At 70.3% G+C, this 18,858-nt stretch carries 16 protein-coding genes; 1 reads left to right on the forward strand and 15 read right to left on the reverse strand.

Annotation, left to right across the window (positions count from 1 at the left end; genetic code table 11):
• A partial coding sequence (locus RT323_RS00475; protein ID WP_313404062.1) for an NADP-dependent oxidoreductase occupies window positions 1–908 on the reverse strand: 908 nt, incomplete at its 3' end.
• Between the two features lie 86 nt (window positions 909–994).
• Between RT323_RS00475 and RT323_RS00480 the strand changes: the two genes are divergently transcribed.
• The gene (locus RT323_RS00480) at window positions 995–1,747 is read left to right on the forward strand and encodes a gamma-glutamyl-gamma-aminobutyrate hydrolase family protein (protein ID WP_313404063.1); all 753 of its coding nucleotides are present in this window, start codon (window positions 995–997) and stop codon (window positions 1,745–1,747) included.
• 94 nt (window positions 1,748–1,841) lie between these two features.
• Here the strand turns inward: RT323_RS00480 and RT323_RS00485 are convergent, their stop codons facing one another.
• From RT323_RS00485 to RT323_RS00550, 14 genes are all read right to left on the reverse strand, one after another.
• On the reverse strand, window positions 1,842–2,969 hold the full coding sequence (locus RT323_RS00485; RefSeq protein WP_313404065.1) for an XdhC/CoxI family protein: 1,128 nt from the start codon (window positions 2,967–2,969) through the stop codon (window positions 1,842–1,844).
• On the reverse strand, window positions 2,962–4,068 hold the full coding sequence (locus RT323_RS00490; protein WP_313404067.1) for a VWA domain-containing protein: 1,107 nt from the start codon (window positions 4,066–4,068) through the stop codon (window positions 2,962–2,964). The genes RT323_RS00485 and RT323_RS00490 overlap by 8 nt, the downstream gene beginning before the upstream one ends.
• A gap of 32 nt (window positions 4,069–4,100) precedes the next feature.
• Window positions 4,101–4,979 carry a MoxR family ATPase gene (locus tag RT323_RS00495; protein WP_313404069.1) on the reverse strand — a complete coding sequence of 293 codons (879 nt, stop codon included), beginning with the start codon at window positions 4,977–4,979 and terminating at the stop codon, window positions 4,101–4,103.
• Window positions 4,976–5,575, reverse strand: coding sequence for a nucleotidyltransferase family protein (locus RT323_RS00500; protein ID WP_313404071.1), 600 nt, complete (start codon window positions 5,573–5,575; stop codon window positions 4,976–4,978). The genes RT323_RS00495 and RT323_RS00500 overlap by 4 nt, the downstream gene beginning before the upstream one ends.
• A complete protein-coding gene (locus RT323_RS00505) occupies window positions 5,542–6,747 on the reverse strand; it encodes a CoA transferase (RefSeq protein ID WP_313404073.1) in 1,206 nt (401 codons plus the stop codon). The genes RT323_RS00500 and RT323_RS00505 overlap by 34 nt, the downstream gene beginning before the upstream one ends.
• A gap of 3 nt (window positions 6,748–6,750) precedes the next feature.
• Complete coding sequence (locus tag RT323_RS00510; protein WP_313404075.1) at window positions 6,751–7,857, reverse strand: ring-opening amidohydrolase; 1,107 nt, start codon at window positions 7,855–7,857, stop codon at window positions 6,751–6,753.
• Between the two features lie 14 nt (window positions 7,858–7,871).
• Window positions 7,872–8,828 carry a carbamate kinase gene (locus tag RT323_RS00515; protein WP_313404077.1) on the reverse strand — a complete coding sequence of 319 codons (957 nt, stop codon included), beginning with the start codon at window positions 8,826–8,828 and terminating at the stop codon, window positions 7,872–7,874.
• Between the two features lie 92 nt (window positions 8,829–8,920).
• On the reverse strand, window positions 8,921–9,724 hold the full coding sequence (locus RT323_RS00520) for an NmrA family NAD(P)-binding protein (RefSeq protein ID WP_313404079.1): 804 nt from the start codon (window positions 9,722–9,724) through the stop codon (window positions 8,921–8,923).
• Window positions 9,725–9,731: 7 nt separating this feature from the next.
• The gene (locus tag RT323_RS00525; protein WP_313404081.1) at window positions 9,732–11,672 is read right to left on the reverse strand and encodes a hydantoinase B/oxoprolinase family protein; all 1,941 of its coding nucleotides are present in this window, start codon (window positions 11,670–11,672) and stop codon (window positions 9,732–9,734) included.
• Window positions 11,669–13,762: a hydantoinase/oxoprolinase family protein gene (locus tag RT323_RS00530; protein ID WP_313404083.1), complete on the reverse strand. Its 2,094-nt coding sequence runs from the start codon at window positions 13,760–13,762 to the stop codon at window positions 11,669–11,671. Before RT323_RS00530 ends, RT323_RS00525 begins: the two co-directional genes overlap by 4 nt.
• Window positions 13,763–13,858: 96 nt before the next feature.
• Window positions 13,859–15,277 (reverse strand): amidase family protein, encoded by a 1,419-nt coding sequence (locus RT323_RS00535; protein ID WP_313404085.1) that lies wholly within the window; start codon window positions 15,275–15,277, stop codon window positions 13,859–13,861.
• 13 nt (window positions 15,278–15,290) lie between these two features.
• Window positions 15,291–15,938, reverse strand: coding sequence for a carbon monoxide dehydrogenase subunit G (locus RT323_RS00540; protein ID WP_313404087.1), 648 nt, complete (start codon window positions 15,936–15,938; stop codon window positions 15,291–15,293).
• Between the two features lie 7 nt (window positions 15,939–15,945).
• Window positions 15,946–18,339, reverse strand: coding sequence for an aerobic carbon-monoxide dehydrogenase large subunit (cutA, locus tag RT323_RS00545; RefSeq protein WP_313404089.1), 2,394 nt, complete (start codon window positions 18,337–18,339; stop codon window positions 15,946–15,948).
• Window positions 18,336–18,851, reverse strand: coding sequence for a 2Fe-2S iron-sulfur cluster-binding protein (locus tag RT323_RS00550; protein ID WP_313404090.1), 516 nt, complete (start codon window positions 18,849–18,851; stop codon window positions 18,336–18,338). Before RT323_RS00550 ends, cutA begins: the two co-directional genes overlap by 4 nt.
• Between the last annotated feature and the right edge of the window lie 7 nt (window positions 18,852–18,858).

An 18,858-nucleotide genomic window follows, 5' to 3' on the forward strand; every position in this document is an offset into this window, starting at 1 on the left:
CCCGCCTCGAGCCGGCGGTGCGCCTCGGCCGCCTCGGCGGCGGGCAGGACGTCGGCGATGCGCAGCGTGACCTCGCCGGCCTCGGCCTGGCGGCGCAGTCCGTCGAGCTTCTCCTGCTCCTGCGCGTACTCGCTGATCCACACCTGGTGGCTGCGGATCCCGCGCGGCGGGTCACCGCGGAAGCCGCGCACCGTGGCGAAGCCGCCGCCGTCCCGGATCGCGGGGTACAACGCCTCGTTCTGGACCGAGCCGTCGAGCATGCCGTGGACGCCGTCGGGCACCTCGGCCCGCATCCGCTCGGCGACGTCGTCGCCCCGCCGCACCACGATGTCGGCCCCCAGCTGCTTCACCAGTGACTCGTCCTTCTCGGAGGCGTCGGCGATGACGACCAAGCCGTCGGCCTTCGCCAGCTGGATCACGTAGCCGCCGAGCGCACCGGCGGCGCCGGTCACGCCCAGCACCTGGCCGTGCTCGAGTGCCAGCAGGTCGAGGGCCAGGCGGGCCGTGAGCCCGTTCATCGGCAGCGTCGCCGCCTCGGCGTGGGTCGTGTTCGCGGGGGCCGCCGCCACGGAACGAGCGGGCAGCGCCAGCAGCTCGGAGTAGGCACCGTGGTGCCCGCTCGGGATCACGACCGCCATCACGCGGTCCCCGACGACCAGGTCGGTGCTCGTGTCCGGGCCGATCGCCTCGAGCACCCCGGCGACGTCCATGCCGGGCACGTACGGGAACGGCGACTGCCTGGCCTGGTGCTTCGCTCGGTCACCGTTGCGGACGTAGGTGTCGGTGGGGTTGACCGCCGCCGCGTGGACCCGGACGAGCACCTCACCCTCCCCCGGCTCGGGATCTGGGAGCTCGACCACCTCGAGGACCTCGGGTCCTCCGTACCTGTTCGCACCGATTGCCTTCATGCCTCGAGCCTGTCACGCCATGCCGCTGCCCTCGAGCTCACCCGCATCGAGACCCGCGCGTCACACCGGGCGCATACCCTGACGTCGTGACCTGGTCCCCCACCGCCGCGAAGCCGCTCCTGGCCGTCCTGCACCTGCGCACCGATCGCCCGCACGCACCGGACTTCCAGGTCGCGCTCGATGCACTGAACGCGCCCACCATGCGCGTGGCACGCGCGCTCGGCTGGGAGGTCGTCCCGGTCGCGTGTGCCGAGGTCGCGCTCGCCACCACCGTCGACCTGGTGGCCCGCGCGGACGCGGTCGTGCTGATGGGCGGCGAGGACGTCGACCCCTCCTTCTACGCGGGGCCGGCGGCCTACCCGGGCTCCGGACAGCACGAGCCGGAGGCCGACCGCGCTCACATCGCCGCGGTGCACCAGTGCCTCAAATCGGGCACACCCCTGCTCGGCATCTGTCGCGGCCAGCAGATCGTCAACGTCGCCCTGGGCGGCACGCTCGTGCAGGACCTGCCCACCACGCACCTGCACCGCGCCACGGGTGATGACCACTTCGTCCGCAACCTGGTGACCGTGAGCCACCCGTCGCTCGCGCAGGCCGTCGATGCGACCCAGCACGTCCGGTGCACGCACCACCAGGCGATCGACCGCCTCGGCGACGGTCTCGTCGTGGCCGCGCGTGCCCAGGACGGTGTCGTGGAAGCCGTCGTCCACGAGCGCGCCCCGATCACCGCGGTGCAGTGGCACCCCGAACACCCCGACACGGCCGACGCCCAGCTCTCCTGCCTGCTCGAGCGACTCGCGACGCAGCGCGGCGGTCCGGTTCCAGCCACGGTCGCCTGAGCGGATCCGCGCGTCGGCGCGGGCGCGTCCGCCAGCTCACCCGCACGAGGTGGCGGGCCAGGACCGTATCGGCACCACGATCCGGGCCGCTCCCTCACCGCGCGTGGATCGGTCCCGTCACCTCGTCGAGCGGCAGCCCGGTGCCACCCCACCGCCGGGCCACGATCTCGGCCGCGATCGACACCGCGGTCTCCTGCGGAGTGCGGCCTCGCAGGTCCAGGCCGATCGGACTGGTCATCAGGTCCACCTGGTCGCCGGTGGCCCCGGCCTCGGTCAGCCGGCGGACCCGGTCGTCGTGCGTGGTCCGCGATCCCATGACGCCGATGTAGAAGGGCCGGATCTCGTCCGGCAGGTCGAACACGGCCCGCAGGACCGGGACGTCGAACTTGGCGTCGTGGGTCAGCACGCAGACCGCGGTGCGGCGGTCGATCCGGCCGGCCTCGGCCTCCTGCGCGACGTAGCGGTGCGGCCACTGCACGACGACCTCGTCGGCAGCCGGAAAGCGCTCGGGGGTCGCGAAGACCTCCCTCGCGTCACAGACCGTGACGTGGAAGCCCAGGATCGAGGACTGCTCGGCCAGCGCGGCGGCGAAGTCGACCGCACCGAAGATGAGCATGCGTGCCGGCGGCTGGAAGGTGGACACGAAGATCTCCATCTCGTTGCCCATGCGCTCGCCGCCGTCACCGAAGTGCATGAGTCGTGAGTCGCCGGTCGCGAGCACGCCGCGCACGTCGCTCACGACCGCATGGTCGGCGAACCGCTCCCCCAGGCTTCCCTCGTGCGACTCGGGCCGGACCACCACGCGACGACCCAGCCAGTCGGGGTCGGGGTGGCGGACGACGGACACCCAGGAGACCGGACGGCCCGCGTCGATGTCCTCCACGATCCGGGAGACCAGGTCGGCCTGCTCGGCATCGATGCGCTGGATGAAGACCGTGAGGACCCCGCCGCACGTCAGGCCGACGGCGAAGGCGTCGGCATCGGAGTAGCCGAACTCCTCGAGGACGGGGACACCGTCGTCCATGACCTGACGGCCGATCTCGTAGACGGCTCCCTCGACGCAACCGCCGGAGACCGAGCCCACGACGGTGCCGTCCGCCAGGACGAGCATCGAGGCACCCGGGTCGCGCGGCGACGACCCCTGCGCCCGGGTCACCGTCGCCAGCACGACGGGCTCACCTCGGCGGAGCGGCTCGACCGCCCGGGACAGGACCTCAAACATCAGCGACGACCTCCATCAGTTCCTCGAACGTGGCGAACGTGTGCCCCGCGACGACATGGTCAACGTGCGGGAGGACCGCGGCCATCCCGGACTGGACCGGCTCGAAGCCTTCCTTGCCCCGGTGCGGATTGACCCAGATCAGGGCGTGGCTCATGCGTTGCAGCACCTGCGCCTGCTCGGCCAGGAGCGTCGGATCGCCACGCTCCCAGCCGTCGCTGGCGATGACGACCACGGCTCCGCGGGCCATGCCCCGGCGGCCCCACCGATCGACGAACGCCTCCAGCACGTCGCCCAGTCGCGTCCCGCCGGACCAGTCGGGGATCATCTTGCTGGTCCTGGCCAACGCGGCCTCGGGATCGCGGATCCGCAGCGCGCGGGTGACCCGGGTCAACCGGGTGCCCATCGTGAAGACCTCGACCCGGTGGGCCGGGTCGGTGCTGAACCGGTGAGCCAGTCGCAGCAGGTGATCGGCATAGGGAGTCATCGAACGGGACACGTCGACCAGTACGACCACGGGGCGGGGCTTGAGGCGACGGCGACGGAATCGCAGGACGCCCGGCTCCCCCGCGTGCCGCAGCTGCTCGCGGACCGTCGCGGCCACGTCCACCTCACCTCGGTGGTGTCGCTCGCGGCGCCGCGAGGGCCGACGGGGAAGACGGACGCGCAGGTGGGCGAACATCGTCGCGAGCAGACGCGCCTCGTGGGCCGTCAGCGTCGCCACGTCACGTTGGCGCAGCACCTCGGTGGCCGAGGCCAGCATCGCCACGTCGTCCGTGTCGTCGGGACCCGTCGCGTCCTCACCGTCGCCGCCGCCTGCGCGAGTGGTCACCAGGTCGGTCGCCCGGACCGCCTCCACGTTGACGCCGCTGAACCAGTCGGCGAAGACGCGCTCGTAGATCTCGAGGTCATCGGGCGAGGAGCACAGCGTCGCGCGGCCGGCCCAGTAGACGTCGGCCCGGCGCATCGGGTCGAGCGCGTCGAGTGCGGCGACGAAGTCCTCCGTGCGCGCCGAGGTGACGCCGGCGCGGTGCAGTGCCTGGCTGAAGCCGACGAGGCGGCCCATCACCTCGTCCTGCACGGCTTCGGTCACGGTGTCCATGTCCGCGCACCTATCTCACTGGGCGCTGCACGTCACGGCGCCAGCTGCTCGGCGAGGACCGTCCTGAGATGCACGGTGTCCTCGCGGTACTTGCTGAGCGCTCCCAGCGTCAGCGTCGCGGTGTCCAGGTCGAGGTCGTCCCTGCCGAGCTCATGGACCGCTCGCGCCCAGTCGATCGTCTCGGCGACCCCGGGAAGCTTGATCAGCCTGTTCTCGGCACGCAGGTGCTGCACGACCTCCACGATCCGGCGGGTCAGCCGCTCGCTCACCTCGGGCAGCCGCGCCTGCACGATCTGCACCTCGCGGGCCGGGTCCGGGTGGTCGATCCAGTGATAGAGGCAGCGTCGCTTGAGCGCGTCGTGCACGTCGCGGGTGCGGTTCGACGTCAGCACCACGATCGGCGGCGTCGCCGCACGGATCGTCCCGAACTCGGGGATGGAGACCTGGTACTGCGAGAGGACCTCGAGCAGCAGCGCCTCGAACTCGTCGTCGGCGCGGTCGATCTCGTCGATCAACAGGACGGCCGGACTCTCCTTCAAGGCCTTCAGGATGGGCCGCGCGAGCAGGAAGCGCTCGCTGTAGAGCAGGCCTTCGGTGTCGTGGGCGTCGATCTGGCTGCGACTGGCCTCCAGGGTCCTCAGGTGCAGGATCTGGCGAGCGAAGTCCCAGTCGTAGAGCGCCTGCTGCGCGTCGATCCCCTCGTAGCACTGCAGCCGGATCAACGGAACGTCCAGCGCCTCGGACAGCGCGGTCGCGAGGGCGGTCTTGCCGGTACCCGGGTCGCCCTCGACCATCAACGGTCGCTGCAGGGCGATCGACAGGTAGCCGACCGTGGACAGGCCCTCGTCGGCGATGTAGCCGACCTGCTCGAGCAGGGCCGCCAGCCCGGCGGCGTCGGTCACGTCGTTCATGGGGTCGTCCCACATCCTTCGGGGGTGTCGATGTCGACGCCGGTGGCCAGGTCGGCGCACTCCACCAGTGTGGTGCCGTGACGTGCGAGGTAGTGCCTCGCCCCGTCGTCGCCGTCCAGCTCGGCCGCCAGGGCGGCCCAGTGGTCCCGCCCGATGAGCACCGGGTGACCGGGGCGCTGGTCGTAGGACGCCCGCACGAGGGCATCGGGAGCGGCGTGGGTGAGGAGTCGCGTCATGACGTCGGCGCCGACGTCCGGGAGGTCGACCAGGTGGATGAGGACCGCCGCGTGGTCGCCTTCCTCGGCGACCCGCAGCCCGGCACGGAGCGACGCCGACATGCCCTCGCTCCAGTCGGGCGCCACGACATGGTCGTGACCGCCGAGCAGCTCCGCCGCAGCGGCCGCCTCGGCCCCGAGCACGACGACCACGCGGTCACAGCCGGCGTCCACGAGCGCCTGTCGGCTGGCGACCGACCACGGGACTCCGTCCGCGCCACGGACCAGGGCCTTGGGGCGGCCCATGCGCGCACCCTGGCCCGCGGCGAGGAGGAGTCCCAGCACGGTCACCCGTTCGTCGACTCGGTTTCGTCCAACCATGTCCTGATCGAATCATTGTGCTGACCGAGCGTGGGCGGCGCGGTGACATCGGCCCGCGCACCACCGAACGCGTTGTCGTCGAAGCGGATGACCGGCCCGGGAATCGACAGCTTCCCCTTCGTGGCGTGGTCCACCTCGACGAGCAGGCCCTGCGAGAGCACCTGCTCCCACTCGTAGACCTCCTGCAGGTTGCGCACCTTGCCCGACGGCACCCCCGCCTCGTCCAGCAGTGCCAGCCAGTGCTCGGCCGGCTCCTCGGCGAAGATCGCGTCCAACACCGCCACGAGCTCGTCGCGATGGGCGACGCGGTCGCCGTTGGTGGCGAAGCGCGCCTCGAGCGGATCGAGGCCGATCGCCGGGGCGAGCCGCTGCCACAGGAGCTCGGAGCCGCACGACAGCTGGATCGGACCGCTGGCGGTGTGGAAGAGGCCGTACGGCGCGATCGACGGGTGGTGCGAGCCCGAGAGGCCCGGCAACTCCCCCGCCACGGTCCATCGGGTGCCCTGGAACGCGTGGATGCCGACGACGCTGGCGATGAGCGACGTGCGCACGACGCGCCCCCGACCGGTGCTCTGGCGCTCGACGAGCGCCGCGAGCGTTCCGAAGGCGCCGTTCATGCCGGCCAGCAGGTCGGCGATCGGGACACCCGACTTGGTGGGCTCGTCGATCCCGGTGAGGCTCATCAGTCCGGCCTCACCCTGCGCGATCTGGTCGTACCCGGCGCGCTGCGACTCCGGGCCGTCGTGCCCGAATCCCGTGATCGAGAGGATCACGAGGCCCGGGTTCAGCTCGTGGAGTCGCTCGACGCTGAAGCCGAGGCGGTCCAGCACCCCGACGCGGAAGTTCTCGATCAGCACGTCGGCGCGACGGACCAGGCGGGCCAGCACGTCGGAGTCGCCCTCGTCCTTGAGGTCGAGGGTGATCGACTCCTTGTTGCGGTTGGCCGCCATGAAGTAGGTCGACTCGCGCTCGTCGCCCTCACCGAGGAAGGGGGGTCCCCATCCGCGGCTGTCGTCACCGCCCTTGGGGGTCTCGACCTTGATGACGCGGGCGCCCATGTCGCCCAGCATCATCGCTGCCTGGGGTCCCGCCAGGGCCCGGCTGAGGTCGAGGACCAAGGTCCCCGACAACAGCCCGGCCTCGGGCGAGCCCATACCTGCGAGCTCGGTCATGCGTCAGCTCATGTCGACGATGGCCGCGACCGGTCCGCCGCCCTCGGGGCCCTGGTGGGCGGCCGAGACCGAGACGAAGACGGCCGGGTCACCGGTGACCGCGGCGGTCACGCCGCCGACGGCCGCCTTGATCTGGCGGTGCCAGTGGACGTCGGAGTCGTCGAGCATCGCGTTGCGACGGCCGCGGACGGTGCCGTCCTGGCTGGCCTCGCACTTGAGGAAGACGTTGACCAGGCGGTCGCCGAGGTCCGAGGTGTGCGGGCGCTCCGGGAGCTCGAGACCCGCGCTGCGGATCGCGTCCCAGATGCCGTCGGCGTCCAGGGCGTCGTTCATCACGCTGTGACCGATGCGGTACTTGCCGCCGATCCCGCGCACGTTGCCGACCACGACGACCTGCGCCTGGTCGAGCTCGACGCCCGAGGAGCAGGAGGCCACGGCCGAGAACAGCTCGCGGTTGTGCATGACGTCCTCGTCGGTCGGCATGTCGATCTCACCGAGCGCCACGGCGATGCCGAGCGCGGTCACGCCGTTCGACAGGTCCATCGACTCGTGGGTGTGCTCGGTCCAGACCTTCTTGCCGCGGCTCTTGGCGTCACGGATGGTGTGGATCGTCAGGAGTGGGGTCTTGGTCTGCACGTAGTGCACGTCGGCGGGGTCGGTGATGCCCGCCTCGCCCATGGCCGCCTTGACCGCGTCCGCGACCTTCTTGACCATCGACACGTAGCCGATCTCCTCGGGCAGCAGGCGCTCGCTCATCGCGAAGCCCACGCTGAGGCGCGGCTCGTCGGTCTTGACCGTCTTGTCCTCGGGGAGGGTGGCGAAGATCGTGGCGTGGGGGCTGATGACACCGTCGGTGCCGCCGGACCACACGATCGGGATCTGGCCGACGTCCTGGGCCGAGCGCGTGCCCTTGGCCTGGATGACCTCACGGAACGCGCGGTCGGCGATGATCCGCGTGTAGTCGTTGACGCCACCGTTGCCCTCGGTCTTGCCGATGATCGCGATGATCCGGTCGGCCTCGAAGACGCCCTCGTCGATCAGCTTCGACAGCTCGCTGGCGTCGGCGACGGAGTGGATCGGGACCTTGCGAACTTCAATTGCAGCTGGCACGAAACGTGTCCTTCCTAGTGAGCGGGATGCAGCGTCGAGGCCGGGACCACACGGGTTCCTGCCTCGCCGTCGACCGCATGGGCGATCTTGGTCAGGGAGGTGATGACGCCGATTCCGGAGCCGGACTCGGCGAAGCTGGTGACGGCCGCGACCTTGGGTCCCATGGACCCTTCGGCGAAGCCCTGCTCGGCGGCGATCTGGTGCATCTCGTCGACGGTGACCTCGCCGATCGGGCGGGCCCGGTCGGTGCCCCAGTCGGCGATGACCGAGTCGACGTCGGTGGCGATGACGAGGATGTCGGCGCCCACCTGCTGTGCGATCAGGCCGGCCGTCAGGTCCTTGTCGATCACGGCCTCGACGCCGGTGAGCCTGCCGTCCGCCTCGCGGACCGTGGGGATGCCGCCGCCTCCGGAGCAGACCACGACGAAGCCGGCGTCCATCAGCTGAGCGGCGCTCGCGGAGTCCAGGCAGTCGATCGGTGCCGGCGACGGGACGACCCGGCGCCAGCCTCGGTCCGCGATCTCGACGAAGGACTGGCCCTGCTCGACCAGCGGCCGGGTGCTCTCCTCGGTGAGATAGCGACCGATCGGCTTGGTCGGGTTCGCGAATCCGGGGTCCTGGGCGTCCACGAGCGTGCGGGACACCAGCGCCGCGGTGGGGCGCTCCATCCCCCGTGCCGCGAAGGCGGCATCCAGGGCGTTGAGCAGCAGCATGCCGATCGTGCCCTGCGTCTGGGCGCCGCACCAGTCCAGCGGAACCGGCGGGACGTGGCCGGCCGTCAGCTCGTTCTTGACCAGCAGGTTGCCCACCTGCGGTCCGTTGCCGTGGGTCAGGAGCACGTCGTGACCCGCGAGCACGAGGTCCGCGATCGGCTCGGCAGCCTGCTGGATGGCCGACTGCTGGTCAGCCGGGGTGGCGCGCCCGTCCGCGGACGTCATGGCGTTGCCACCGAGGGCGATCACGATTCGCATACCGTCGACGTTAGGTGACCCGCGTCACGCAGGCATGGTCAGAATCTGACTGACCTTCGTGGGTACCGACGGCAGGAACTGCCAACGGGTGCTCACGCCAGCTCGCGGCGCAGGGCGTCGGTGACCGATCGGGGCGGGCGCCCCAGCACGGCCTGTGACCCCAGCGGTCCGCAGACCAGTCCGTGATCGTCGTAGTAGTCGAACATCCGGACCAGCCAGTCGCGCTCGCGCGCCTCGAGACCGGCTCCCGGACCGGCGGCCCACTCGCTGCTGGTGATGCGGCGCACCGGGACGTCACGTCCCAGCACGGACCCGGCAGCGCGGGCCACGTCACGGACGGAGACCCGCGCGGGACCGCCGAGCTCGATCGACGAGCCGACCAGGGCGCCACCGTCCGGGCCCGAGCCGGTCAGGGCCGAGGCCGCCGCCTCGCCCACGTCGGCCAGGTCGACGAGGCCGAAGGTGCGGTCCGGGTCGTAGGGCACGACGAGCGCCGGCTCGGCCTCCGACAGCGCCGGTACGAAGTTCTGGACGTAGGCGCATGGCTGAAGGATCGTCCAGTCGGCACCGCTGCCGCGGACCAGGCGCTCGGACTCGGCCTTGGCCAGGTGGTGAGGCATCTCCGGCAGGTACGGGGCCGCCACCGAGTGGTAGACGATCCGCGAGACCCCCGCGTCGTGCGCAGCGGTCAGGACGTCGCGGACGAACGCCGGCTCGTCCGGGTGCATGTTCGGCGCGATGACGTACACCGCCGAGGCGCCCTGAAGCGCCTCGACGGTGGCCCGGAGCTCGGCACGGCCCAGGGGCCGTGCCGAGACTCCACGTGCTCGGACCGCTTCCATCACCGCGCGGCCGGTCTTGCCCCGGCCACCCACCACGGCGACGTGTGCAGTCATCGTGACCTCAGGTCCAGTCGACGTCTGCGGAGGTCTGACCGCCGCTGAGCCGCTCGTAGCCGTCACCGCGGTCGAAGAACGGCTCGTCGCCGCGAGCGGCGCGCCGCCGGTCCCGCTCCGCCGAGGTCGCGTCCGCGTCGTAACCGAGGTCGTCGGTCTCGCGCGAGCCGGTCAGCACCACGCCGTAGTCGGCCAGCGCCGACCCGGTCGTGATCTTGTGCCACATGATGTCGCGCACGACCATCTCGGGGTCACGGTCCAGGGGGTCGCCCCAGCCGCCACCACCGGTGGTGCAGATCCGGATCACGTCGCCGGCCTTCACGAGCTCGGCGTCGGCCAGTGCGTCGACCTCGCGCTCGTCGGGCTGGCCCGGGTTGATGGTCACCTTGAACGGGGCGCCCGCCTTGCCGCCCTTGACTCCCCAGCACGCCAGGATCGAGCGGTCGGCGATCGACATGAAGCGCGCGTCCTTGAGCATCCGCAGGTGCTTCTCGTAGCCGAGACCGCCACGGAACTGGCCCGCGCCACCGGAGTCGGGCGACAGCGTGAGCGTCTCCACGATGAACGGGAACCGGGACTCGGTGAACTCGGTCGGCAGGTTGCGCGAGTCCGGCACGACGTGGATCGTGTCCTCGCCGTCGGCGTAGTAGCGACCGCCGGCTCCGCCGCCCAGCACCTCACGCATGAGGTAGGAGCGTCCCTCCATGTCCTCGCCGTAGACGCCCGTGTAGCGGATCGTCTCCTGATCGGCGGGCATGCGACCGTCGACCGCCTTGGCCAGCACGCCGGAGAACACGCCGAGCATGCGCAGGATCACGAACGTACGCGCGTTGGTCGGCGCCGGGAAGATCGGCGTGATCAGCGTGCCCGGCGGCGGGAAGCGCATCTCGATCAGCGGCACGATGCCCTCGTTGACGTCCAGCTCGGCCATCCGCTCGGGGGTGTCGGCCAGGTTGCGCAGGATCGGCGCGAGCCACTTCTTCATGAACACGCCGTCGGAGTAGTCCGCGCAGTGGTTGATCGGGCCCTTGGCCTGCTTGGAGGTCCCCGCGAAGTCGAGGATCAGCCGCTCCCCCGCCGGATCGTCGGCGGGAGTCTTGGTGAGGGTGATCCGCTGCGTGTGCAGCTGCGGCTCCTCGACACCGTCGTGCTCGGCGTAGTCCTCCCACGTCCACGTGCCCTCGGGAATCTTGCTGAGGATCTCGCGGCGGTAGGTCTTGGTCGAGTTGTCGATGATCGCGTCGAACGCCGACTCCACGGCCTGCACGCCGTAGCGGTCGAAGAGCTCTCCGAGCCGCCGGGCGCCCATCAGGCACGCCGAGCACTCGGCGTCGAGGTCGGCGGCGAGGGCCTCGGGCATGCGCGAGTTGCGCGTCATGATCGCCAGCGCCGAGCGCACCGGCTTGCCGGCGTCCCAGAGCTTGATCGGCGGGACCATGAGGCCCTCCTCGAAGACCGAGGTGGCACCACTGGGCATCGAGCCGGGCACGGCGCCACCGATGTCGTCGTGGTGACCGAACGCCTGGACGAACGCCACGACGACGGGCTTGCCCGCCTCGGGGTCGTGGTGGAAGACCGGCACCGTGACACACAGGTCGGGCAGGTGACCGATGCCGCCCTCGGAGCGGTAGACGTCGTTGTGGAAGAAGACGTCGCCGGGCACCATCTCCTCGAGCGGGAAGTCACGCGCCACCGGGTGCACGAGGGCGCTGTAGGAGCGGCCCGTCAGCTTGCGCATCAGGCGGTCGTGGATGCCCGCGCGGAAGTCGTGCGCGTCACGGATCATCGGCGACCGGGAGGTCCGGCCGATCGCGGTCTCGACCTCCATCTCGACAGCCGCGAGGCTGCCCTGGACGATCTCGACGAGCACGGGGTCGGCGCTGGCTCCGGCATCCTCGGAGAGGAACCCGAAGGGGAACTGGGTCGGGGCGAGACGAGACTCGGTCATGCGTGCGCTCCTTCGCGGGTCACGATGAGGTTGCGGTATTCGTCGACACGCACGGCGAAACCGGGGTGGATGGGGATGGTCGAGCCGAACTCCTCGACGATGGCCGGACCGGTGAAGGTCGTGCCGGGCGCGAGGTCGAGTCGCCAGTGGACCGGGGTGTCGATCCGCTCGTCCTGACCGTCGAAGAAGACGGCGCGAGTCGAGCTCGTGATGAGCTCGGGGTCGCTCTGCAGGGGCTCGGGGGTGAGCTCGGGACGCTGGATCGGCCCGATGCCGGTGGCTCGCAGGTTGACCCACTCGACCTGCTGGTCCGGGTCGCCCTTGAAGTCGTAGCCGTAGAGAGCGCGGTGCTCGGCGTGGAACGCCTCCGCGACCTCGTGGGCGATCTCGGCGGTGAACGGCCCGTCCCCGACGGGGACCCTGACCTCGAACGCCTGGCCGAAGTAGCGCAGGTCCGCGGTCCGGGAGAACTGGTGGACGTCGGCGTCGAAGCCCTCGACGCGCAGCGCCTCGGCCGCGCGGGCCGACAGCTCCTCGAAGGCCGCCGACACGGCATCCACGTCGAGGCTCTCGTGCAGGGTGATCTGGGTCTGCACGTAGTCGTTGCGGACGTCGACGGTCAGCAGGCCGAAGGCCGACAGGTTGCCGGGGTTCAGCGGGACGACGACGGTCTCGATGCCCAGGATGTCCATCAGTCGGCACAGCAGCAGCGAGCCCGAGCCGCCGAAGGTGTTCAACGCGAAGTCGCGCACGTCCAGGCCGCGCTTGACCGTGATCTGGCGCAGCGCGTTGGCCTGGTGCCAGGCCGAGATCTCCAGGATGCCGGTCGCGCACTTCTCGGGCGTGAGTCCGACCTCCTTGGCCAGGGTCTCGATGGCGTTGCGGGCGCCGTCGACGTCGAGCGGGATCTCGCCACCGAGCAGGTGCGGGGGGATCCGGCCGAGGAAGACGTGGGCGTCGGTGATGGTGACGTCGGTGCCACCGTTGCCGTAGCAGACCGGACCCGGATCGGCGCCTGCCGAGTGGGGCCCGACCTTGAGCGTGCCGTCCGGGGACAGCCAGGCGATCGAGCCGCCGCCCGCGCCCACCGTCACGACGTCGATCATCGGGATCTTGGTGGGGAAGGCACCCACGGAGCCCTCGGTGGTCAGCGTCGGCTCACCGTCGATCACGACGGAGACGTCGGTCGAGGTGCCGCCGCCGTCGAGGGTCAGGACGCGGTCGAAGCCGGCGATCCGGCTGATCAGGGCCGCGCCCAGGGCACCGGCCGCGGGGCCGGAAAGCACAGTGGTGATCGGCTGGTGCACGACCTCGTCGGCGCTCAGCACGCCGCCGTTGGACTTCATGACGTAGAAGGGCAGGTTCTGGCGACCCTGGGTGAAGTCGTCGAGACGCGACTTGATGCTCTCGATGTAGCGCGAGAGCTTCGGCTTCACGGCGGCGTCGACCAGCGTGGTCATCGACCGCTCGTACTCGCGGTACTCGCGCAGCACCTCCGAGGAGACCGAGACGACGGCCTCGGGGTGCTCCTCGGCGAGGATCTCGCGCAGGCGCTGCTCGTGCTCGGGGTTGGCGTAGGAGTGCAGCAGGCTCACGCCCAGCGTGTCGATGCCGTGCTTGCGGAACCAGCGCGCCGCCTCGCGGACGGACTCCTCGTCGAGCGGCTCGATCTCCTCGCCGTGGACGTTGAGGCGACCGCCGACGCCGCGAACCAGGTGACGGGGCACGATGCGCTCGGGCTTGACCCAGAAGTACGAGTTGCCGTAGCCGTCCGGGACCGACTGGCGCGCGATCTCCAGCAGCGACTCGTAGCCGACGTTGGTGATGAAGCCGAGGTTCTCGACCTTGCCCTCGAGGAGCTGGTTGGTCGCGACCGTGGTGCCGTGGCTGACCGCGTCGATGGCGTCGCCGTCGAGGCCCATCATGCCCAGGACCTTGGCGATGCCCTCGAGGAAGCCATCGGCGGGGTTGCTGGGCGTGGACGGGGTCTTGGTGGTGACCATCGTCCCGCTGGAACGATCGAAGGCGACGACATCGGTGAAGGTTCCACCGGTGTCAATGCCGATCCTGATGTGACTTGCTTCTGACACGGGGACCTCCTGTAGTGGTTGCCCTCACATTCCATCGCGAGGCCGCCAGATTCACTACGTCAATATTTGACGAAGCATGAACTGTTTCTTGTGGAATCAGCCAAGGTGAGGGCGGCGATCACCGATCCGCGTGGCCTGCTCGAACGCCTTCGCGATCTGGAGCAGACGGCGTTCACCGTTGGGCCGCACGACGATCTGGATGCCGACCGGCCAGCCCTCGGCGGTGAAGCCGGCGGGAATCGAGATGGCCGGGCACCCGGTGACCGTGATGAAGTACGCCGACCGCATCCAGTCCAGGTACGTCTTCTGCACCTGGCCGTTGATGTCCGCCGGATACTCCTGGTCCGCCGGGAACGGCGGCACCTGGCTCACCGGGAGGACGAGTGCCTCGTAGGTGTCGAAGAAGGCCGCCATCCGCTGCGAGAGGGCCGTGCGCTGTCGGTACGCCCGAGCGACGTCCCGGCCGGTCAGGTCCTCGCCGGCGCGGATGTTGTCGGCGAGCGAGCTCTTGAACTCGTCCGGGTGCGCCGCGAGGAGCTCTCCGTAGGAGGCCTGGAAGTGCCAGGCGCGCAACGTGCGGAACGTGTCCTCGGCCTCGGACAGGTCCGGCGCGGCCGGGTCCACCACGGCACCCAGGGACTCGAGGACACTCCCCTGCGCCGCCACGATCCCGGCGACCTGGCGATCCACCTCGAAGGCGCCGTCCAGGTCCGTGGAGATCGCGAACCGCAGCCCGGTCAGGTCGGCCTCGTCCACCTCGGCGAACGCGGCACCGGGAGTCTCGTGGGCCACCGGGTTCAGCGCGGCGGGCCCCGCCTGGACCGAGAGCAACAGGGCGAGGTCGTCCACGTTGCGCGCCAGCGGCCCCTGGACCGACGTGGACTCGAAGATGTTCGGGTTGGGCACCTGCGGGACGCGGCCGAACGACGGACGCAGTCCCACCACGTTGCAGAAGGACGCCGGGTTGCGCAGCGACCCGCCCATGTCCGAGCCGTCCGCCAACGGCACCATGCCGCTGGCGAGGGCCGCCGTGGACCCACCACTGGAGCCGCCGGCAGATCGGCTCGGGTCGTAGGGGTTCAGCGTCGTCCCGAAGATCCGGTTGAAGGTGTGCGACCCGGAGGCGAACTCCGGCACGTTGCTCTTCGCGACGATGACGGCCCCCGCCTCCCGCACCCGCTGGACGACCAGCTCGTCGCGTTCGGGGAAGTGGTCGGAGCGCAGCACCGAACCCGACGTGCTGCGCCAGCCCTCCACCTCGTGCGTGTCCTTGACGGCATAGGGGATGCCGTGGAGCGGCCCGAGCGGCGCACCGCTCATCGTCCGCTCGTCCGCCTCGTCGGCCGCGCGACGAGCGCGATCCGGGTCGATGCTGACGAGGGCGTTGACGACGGGGTTGACCGCGTCGATCCGGTCGAGGTGGAGCTCGAGCAGCTCCCGGGCCGAGATCTGCTTGGCGGCCACGGCGGCCACCATCTCCCGGGCGGTGGACCAGTGGGTGAGGTCGTGCGTCATGAGTCCCGTTCCCTCAGCGCCGGCGTGCCGCGAGGGCACCCACGGCGACGCCGACCAGGGCGATCGCGGCACCGGCCACGAGACCCTTGAGGAGCTCGTCGCCTCCGGCGGCGGCCGCCGCGGGCGCGGGGGTGCCGTAGACCGTGGGTGCCGTCGACGGCGCGCCATCGGCGGCGGGCGTCGCGGCGCCCTCGACCGGGGCCGCGTCGACGAGCGGGAGCTGCCCGGTCAGGACCTTGTTGATGTTCCCGAAGAACTCGTTCGAGATGCGCTTGCTCACCGACGTCAGCATCCGCTGGCCGACTCCGCCGATCATCCCGCCGACCACGGCATCGGCGTCGTAGTCGATCTGGGTCGTGCCGTCACCGCGATCGGTGAGCGTGACCTGCACGTCGACGCCGATCGTGCCGGCGGAGCTGGAGCCCTCGGCATGCAGCAGCAGCGACTCGTTCTCACGCAGGTCCGAGAGCTTGATCTTGCCCGTGTAGGTGCCCTTGATCGAGGCGACGCCGGCCGTCACGGCCGCCGAGTACTGGTGCTCGCCCGTCTCCTCGAGCCGCTCGCAGCCCGGGATCGTGCGCACCAGGACATTGGGGTCCAAGATGGCCTCCCACACCTTCTCGACAGGTGCCTGGAGCGTGGCGGTACCGATAACCTTCATGGGGTCTTCACCCTTCCTTGTCGGGGGAACCGTGGCTGAGACGAAGCTCGTACAGCTCTGACGGTGAAATGGGCATCGACGTGATCGTGATGCCCTCTGCGTCCTCGATCGCACTGGCGAACGCGGCGGAGGTCGGGATGACCCCCGCCTCGCCCGCACCCTTGATCCCCAGGGGGTTCAGGGGCGAGGGAGTGACGAGGTGGTCGATGTCGATCTTCTTCGGGACCTCCGTGACGTACGGCATCAGGAAGTCCATGAACGAGGCGTTCTGCAGCTGTCCGCTCTCGTCGTACTCCATCCGCTCGTAGAGGGCTCCGCCGACGCCTTGGGCGACGCCGCCGTGGATCTGCCCCTCGACGATGCGCGGATTGATCAGGGTGCCGCAGTCGTGCACCACCGCGTACTTGAGGATCGAGACCTCGGCGGTCTCGGGATCGGTCTCCACGATGACCGCGTGGATGCCGCTGGCGAACGTCGACCGCATCGGCGAGTAGAAGTCCTTGCCCTCCAGGCCGGGCTCCTCCCCCTCCGCCACGGGCGGCTTGCCCGGGTCGCCGACGGCGAACTGCGTGGCGGCCTTGGACGCCTCGTCGAACGCGTAGCGCAGCGGGTTGGAGAGCACGGCCAGGGTGCCCAGGTCGATCGAGACGCCGGGGGCGCCCTTGACCGAGACGACGCCGTCCACGATCTCCAGGTCGTCCTCGTTCGCCTCGAGCGCCTCGGCGGCCAGGCGCAGCGCCTTCGCGCGCGTCTTGCGGGCGGCCAGCACGATCGCTGAGCCGCTCATGACCGCCGCGCGGGAGGCGAAGGTGCCCACCGAGTACGGCGAGCGCCGCGTGTCACCGGTGACCACCTCGATGTCCTCGAAGCGGACTCCCAGCTCGTCGGCCACGATCTGCGCGAAGGCCGTCTGGTGGCCCTGGCCCTGCGACGTCAGTCCCGTGGAGACCTTGATCTTGCCGGTCGTCTCGACCGTGACGTGACCACCTTCGTACGGGCCCACGCCGGTGCCTTCGACGTAGCAGGCGATGCCGATGCCGACGTGGCGGCCCTCGGCTCGTGCGTCCTCGCGGATCCGCTCGAACTCGCTCCAGCGGACCAGGTCCTTCGCCTTGCTCATCAGCTCGGGGTAGTTGCCCGAGTCGTAGACGAGCGGGCGACCGTCCTGGAAGGTCATCTCGCCGTGGGCGTAGGGGAAGTCCTCGGGGAGGATGAAGTTGTTCTCGCGCACCAGCGTGCGATCCAGACCCAGGTGCTGGGCGATCGCGTCCATCATGCGCTCCATGGCGTACACCGCCTGGGGCCGGCCCGCGCCGCGATACGGCGTGACGATGACCGTGTTGGTGTAGAGGCTCTCGAAGACGACGCGGTAGTTCGGGATCTTGTACGGGCCGAGGAACTGGGCCGAGGTGATGATCGGCACGATCAGCCCGTACGGGGTGTACGCGCCGTTGTCGTGCCAGAACTCGAAGTTGATCCCCAGCACCCGGCCGTCGTCGTCGAACCCGACTTCGAGATGCTGCTGCTGCCCGCGCTCGTGGGCCGACGAGATGAAGTGCTCGCGACGGTCCTCGATGAACTTCACGGGGCGACCCAGCGCCTGCGCGGCGAAGGGCACGAGCAGCTCCTCGGGCCACGGGTGGACGATCTTGGTGCCGAAGCCACCGCCGACGTCCGGGGTGATGACATCGACCTGGCTCAGCGGGAGCGCCAGCTTGGAGGCGATCGCGTTGCGTACGCCGGTGGAGGTCTGCGTGGACGTCCACACGGTCAGGCGGGAGAGGTCCCGGTCCCAGCGGGCCACCGTGCCGCGTCCCTCCATCGGGGTGCCGGCGCTGCGCTCGATCTCGAGGTCGAGGACCAGGCTGTGGGGGGCCTTCTCGATCGCCGCGACCGCGTCGCCGAAGCCCTGCTCCATCCGGGCGGCGATGTTGCCGGGCACGTCCTCGTGGACCAGCTGGTCCGCGGCGCGGGCGTTGTCGATGCCCACCACCGGCTTCAGGAACTCGTACTCGACCTGGATGAGGCCCACCGCGTCCTCGGCGATGTAGCGACTGTCGGCGACGACGACCGCGATCGCCTCGCCGACGTAGTTGACCTCGTCCTTGGCCAGCGCGTACTGCGTGCGACCGTGCACCAGTGCCGGGTGCGGGATCAGCAGCGGCAACGGCGCGGCCATCGGACCCGTGAGGTCCTCGTACGTGTAGACCGCCTGCACCCCCGGGACGTCCAGCACGGGGTCGACGTCGATGGACAGGATCCGGGCGTGGGCGTGGGGGCTGCGCAGCACGGCCATCTCCAGCGCGCCGGGCATCAGGTCGTCGGAGTAGCGACCCTGACCCGTGACCAGGCGCTCGTCCTCCACGCGTGCGATGGGCTCGCCGATCGACTTGGTGGTCATGCGGACTCACCCCGCTCCCGGGCGAGCTCGGCCGTGCGCAGCACGGACGAGACGATGTTCTGGTAACCCGTGCACCGGCACAGGTTGCCCGCGATCATCTCGCGGGCCTCGTCCTCGGTCGGGTCGGGATTGTCCTTGACGCCGGCATCGATCGTGGTGAGGAAGCCGGGCGTGCAGAAGCCGCACTGCAGGCCGTGGCAGTCCTTGAACGCCTGCTGCACGGGGCTCAGGGAGCCATCGGCACACGTGAGGCCCTCGACCGTGGTGATCTCGTAGTCCTGCGCGGCGATGGCGAACATCAGGCACGATCGCATCGGCTTGCCGTCGACCTGGACGGTGCACGCACCGCAGACGCCGTGCTCGCAGCCCACGTGGGTACCGGTCAGTCCCACGTCGTGGCGAAGCGCATCGCTCAGGAGCCGACGCGGCTCCACCATGATGTCGTGCGTGACCCCGTTCACCCGCAGGCGCACGCGGGAGAGCGTCGGGCCGGAGTTCTCCGGAACTGACATGTTCTGA

This window comes from Aeromicrobium sp. (genome assembly GCF_032084975.1).
In the GTDB taxonomy this organism is placed as follows: domain Bacteria; phylum Actinomycetota; class Actinomycetes; order Propionibacteriales; family Nocardioidaceae; genus Aeromicrobium.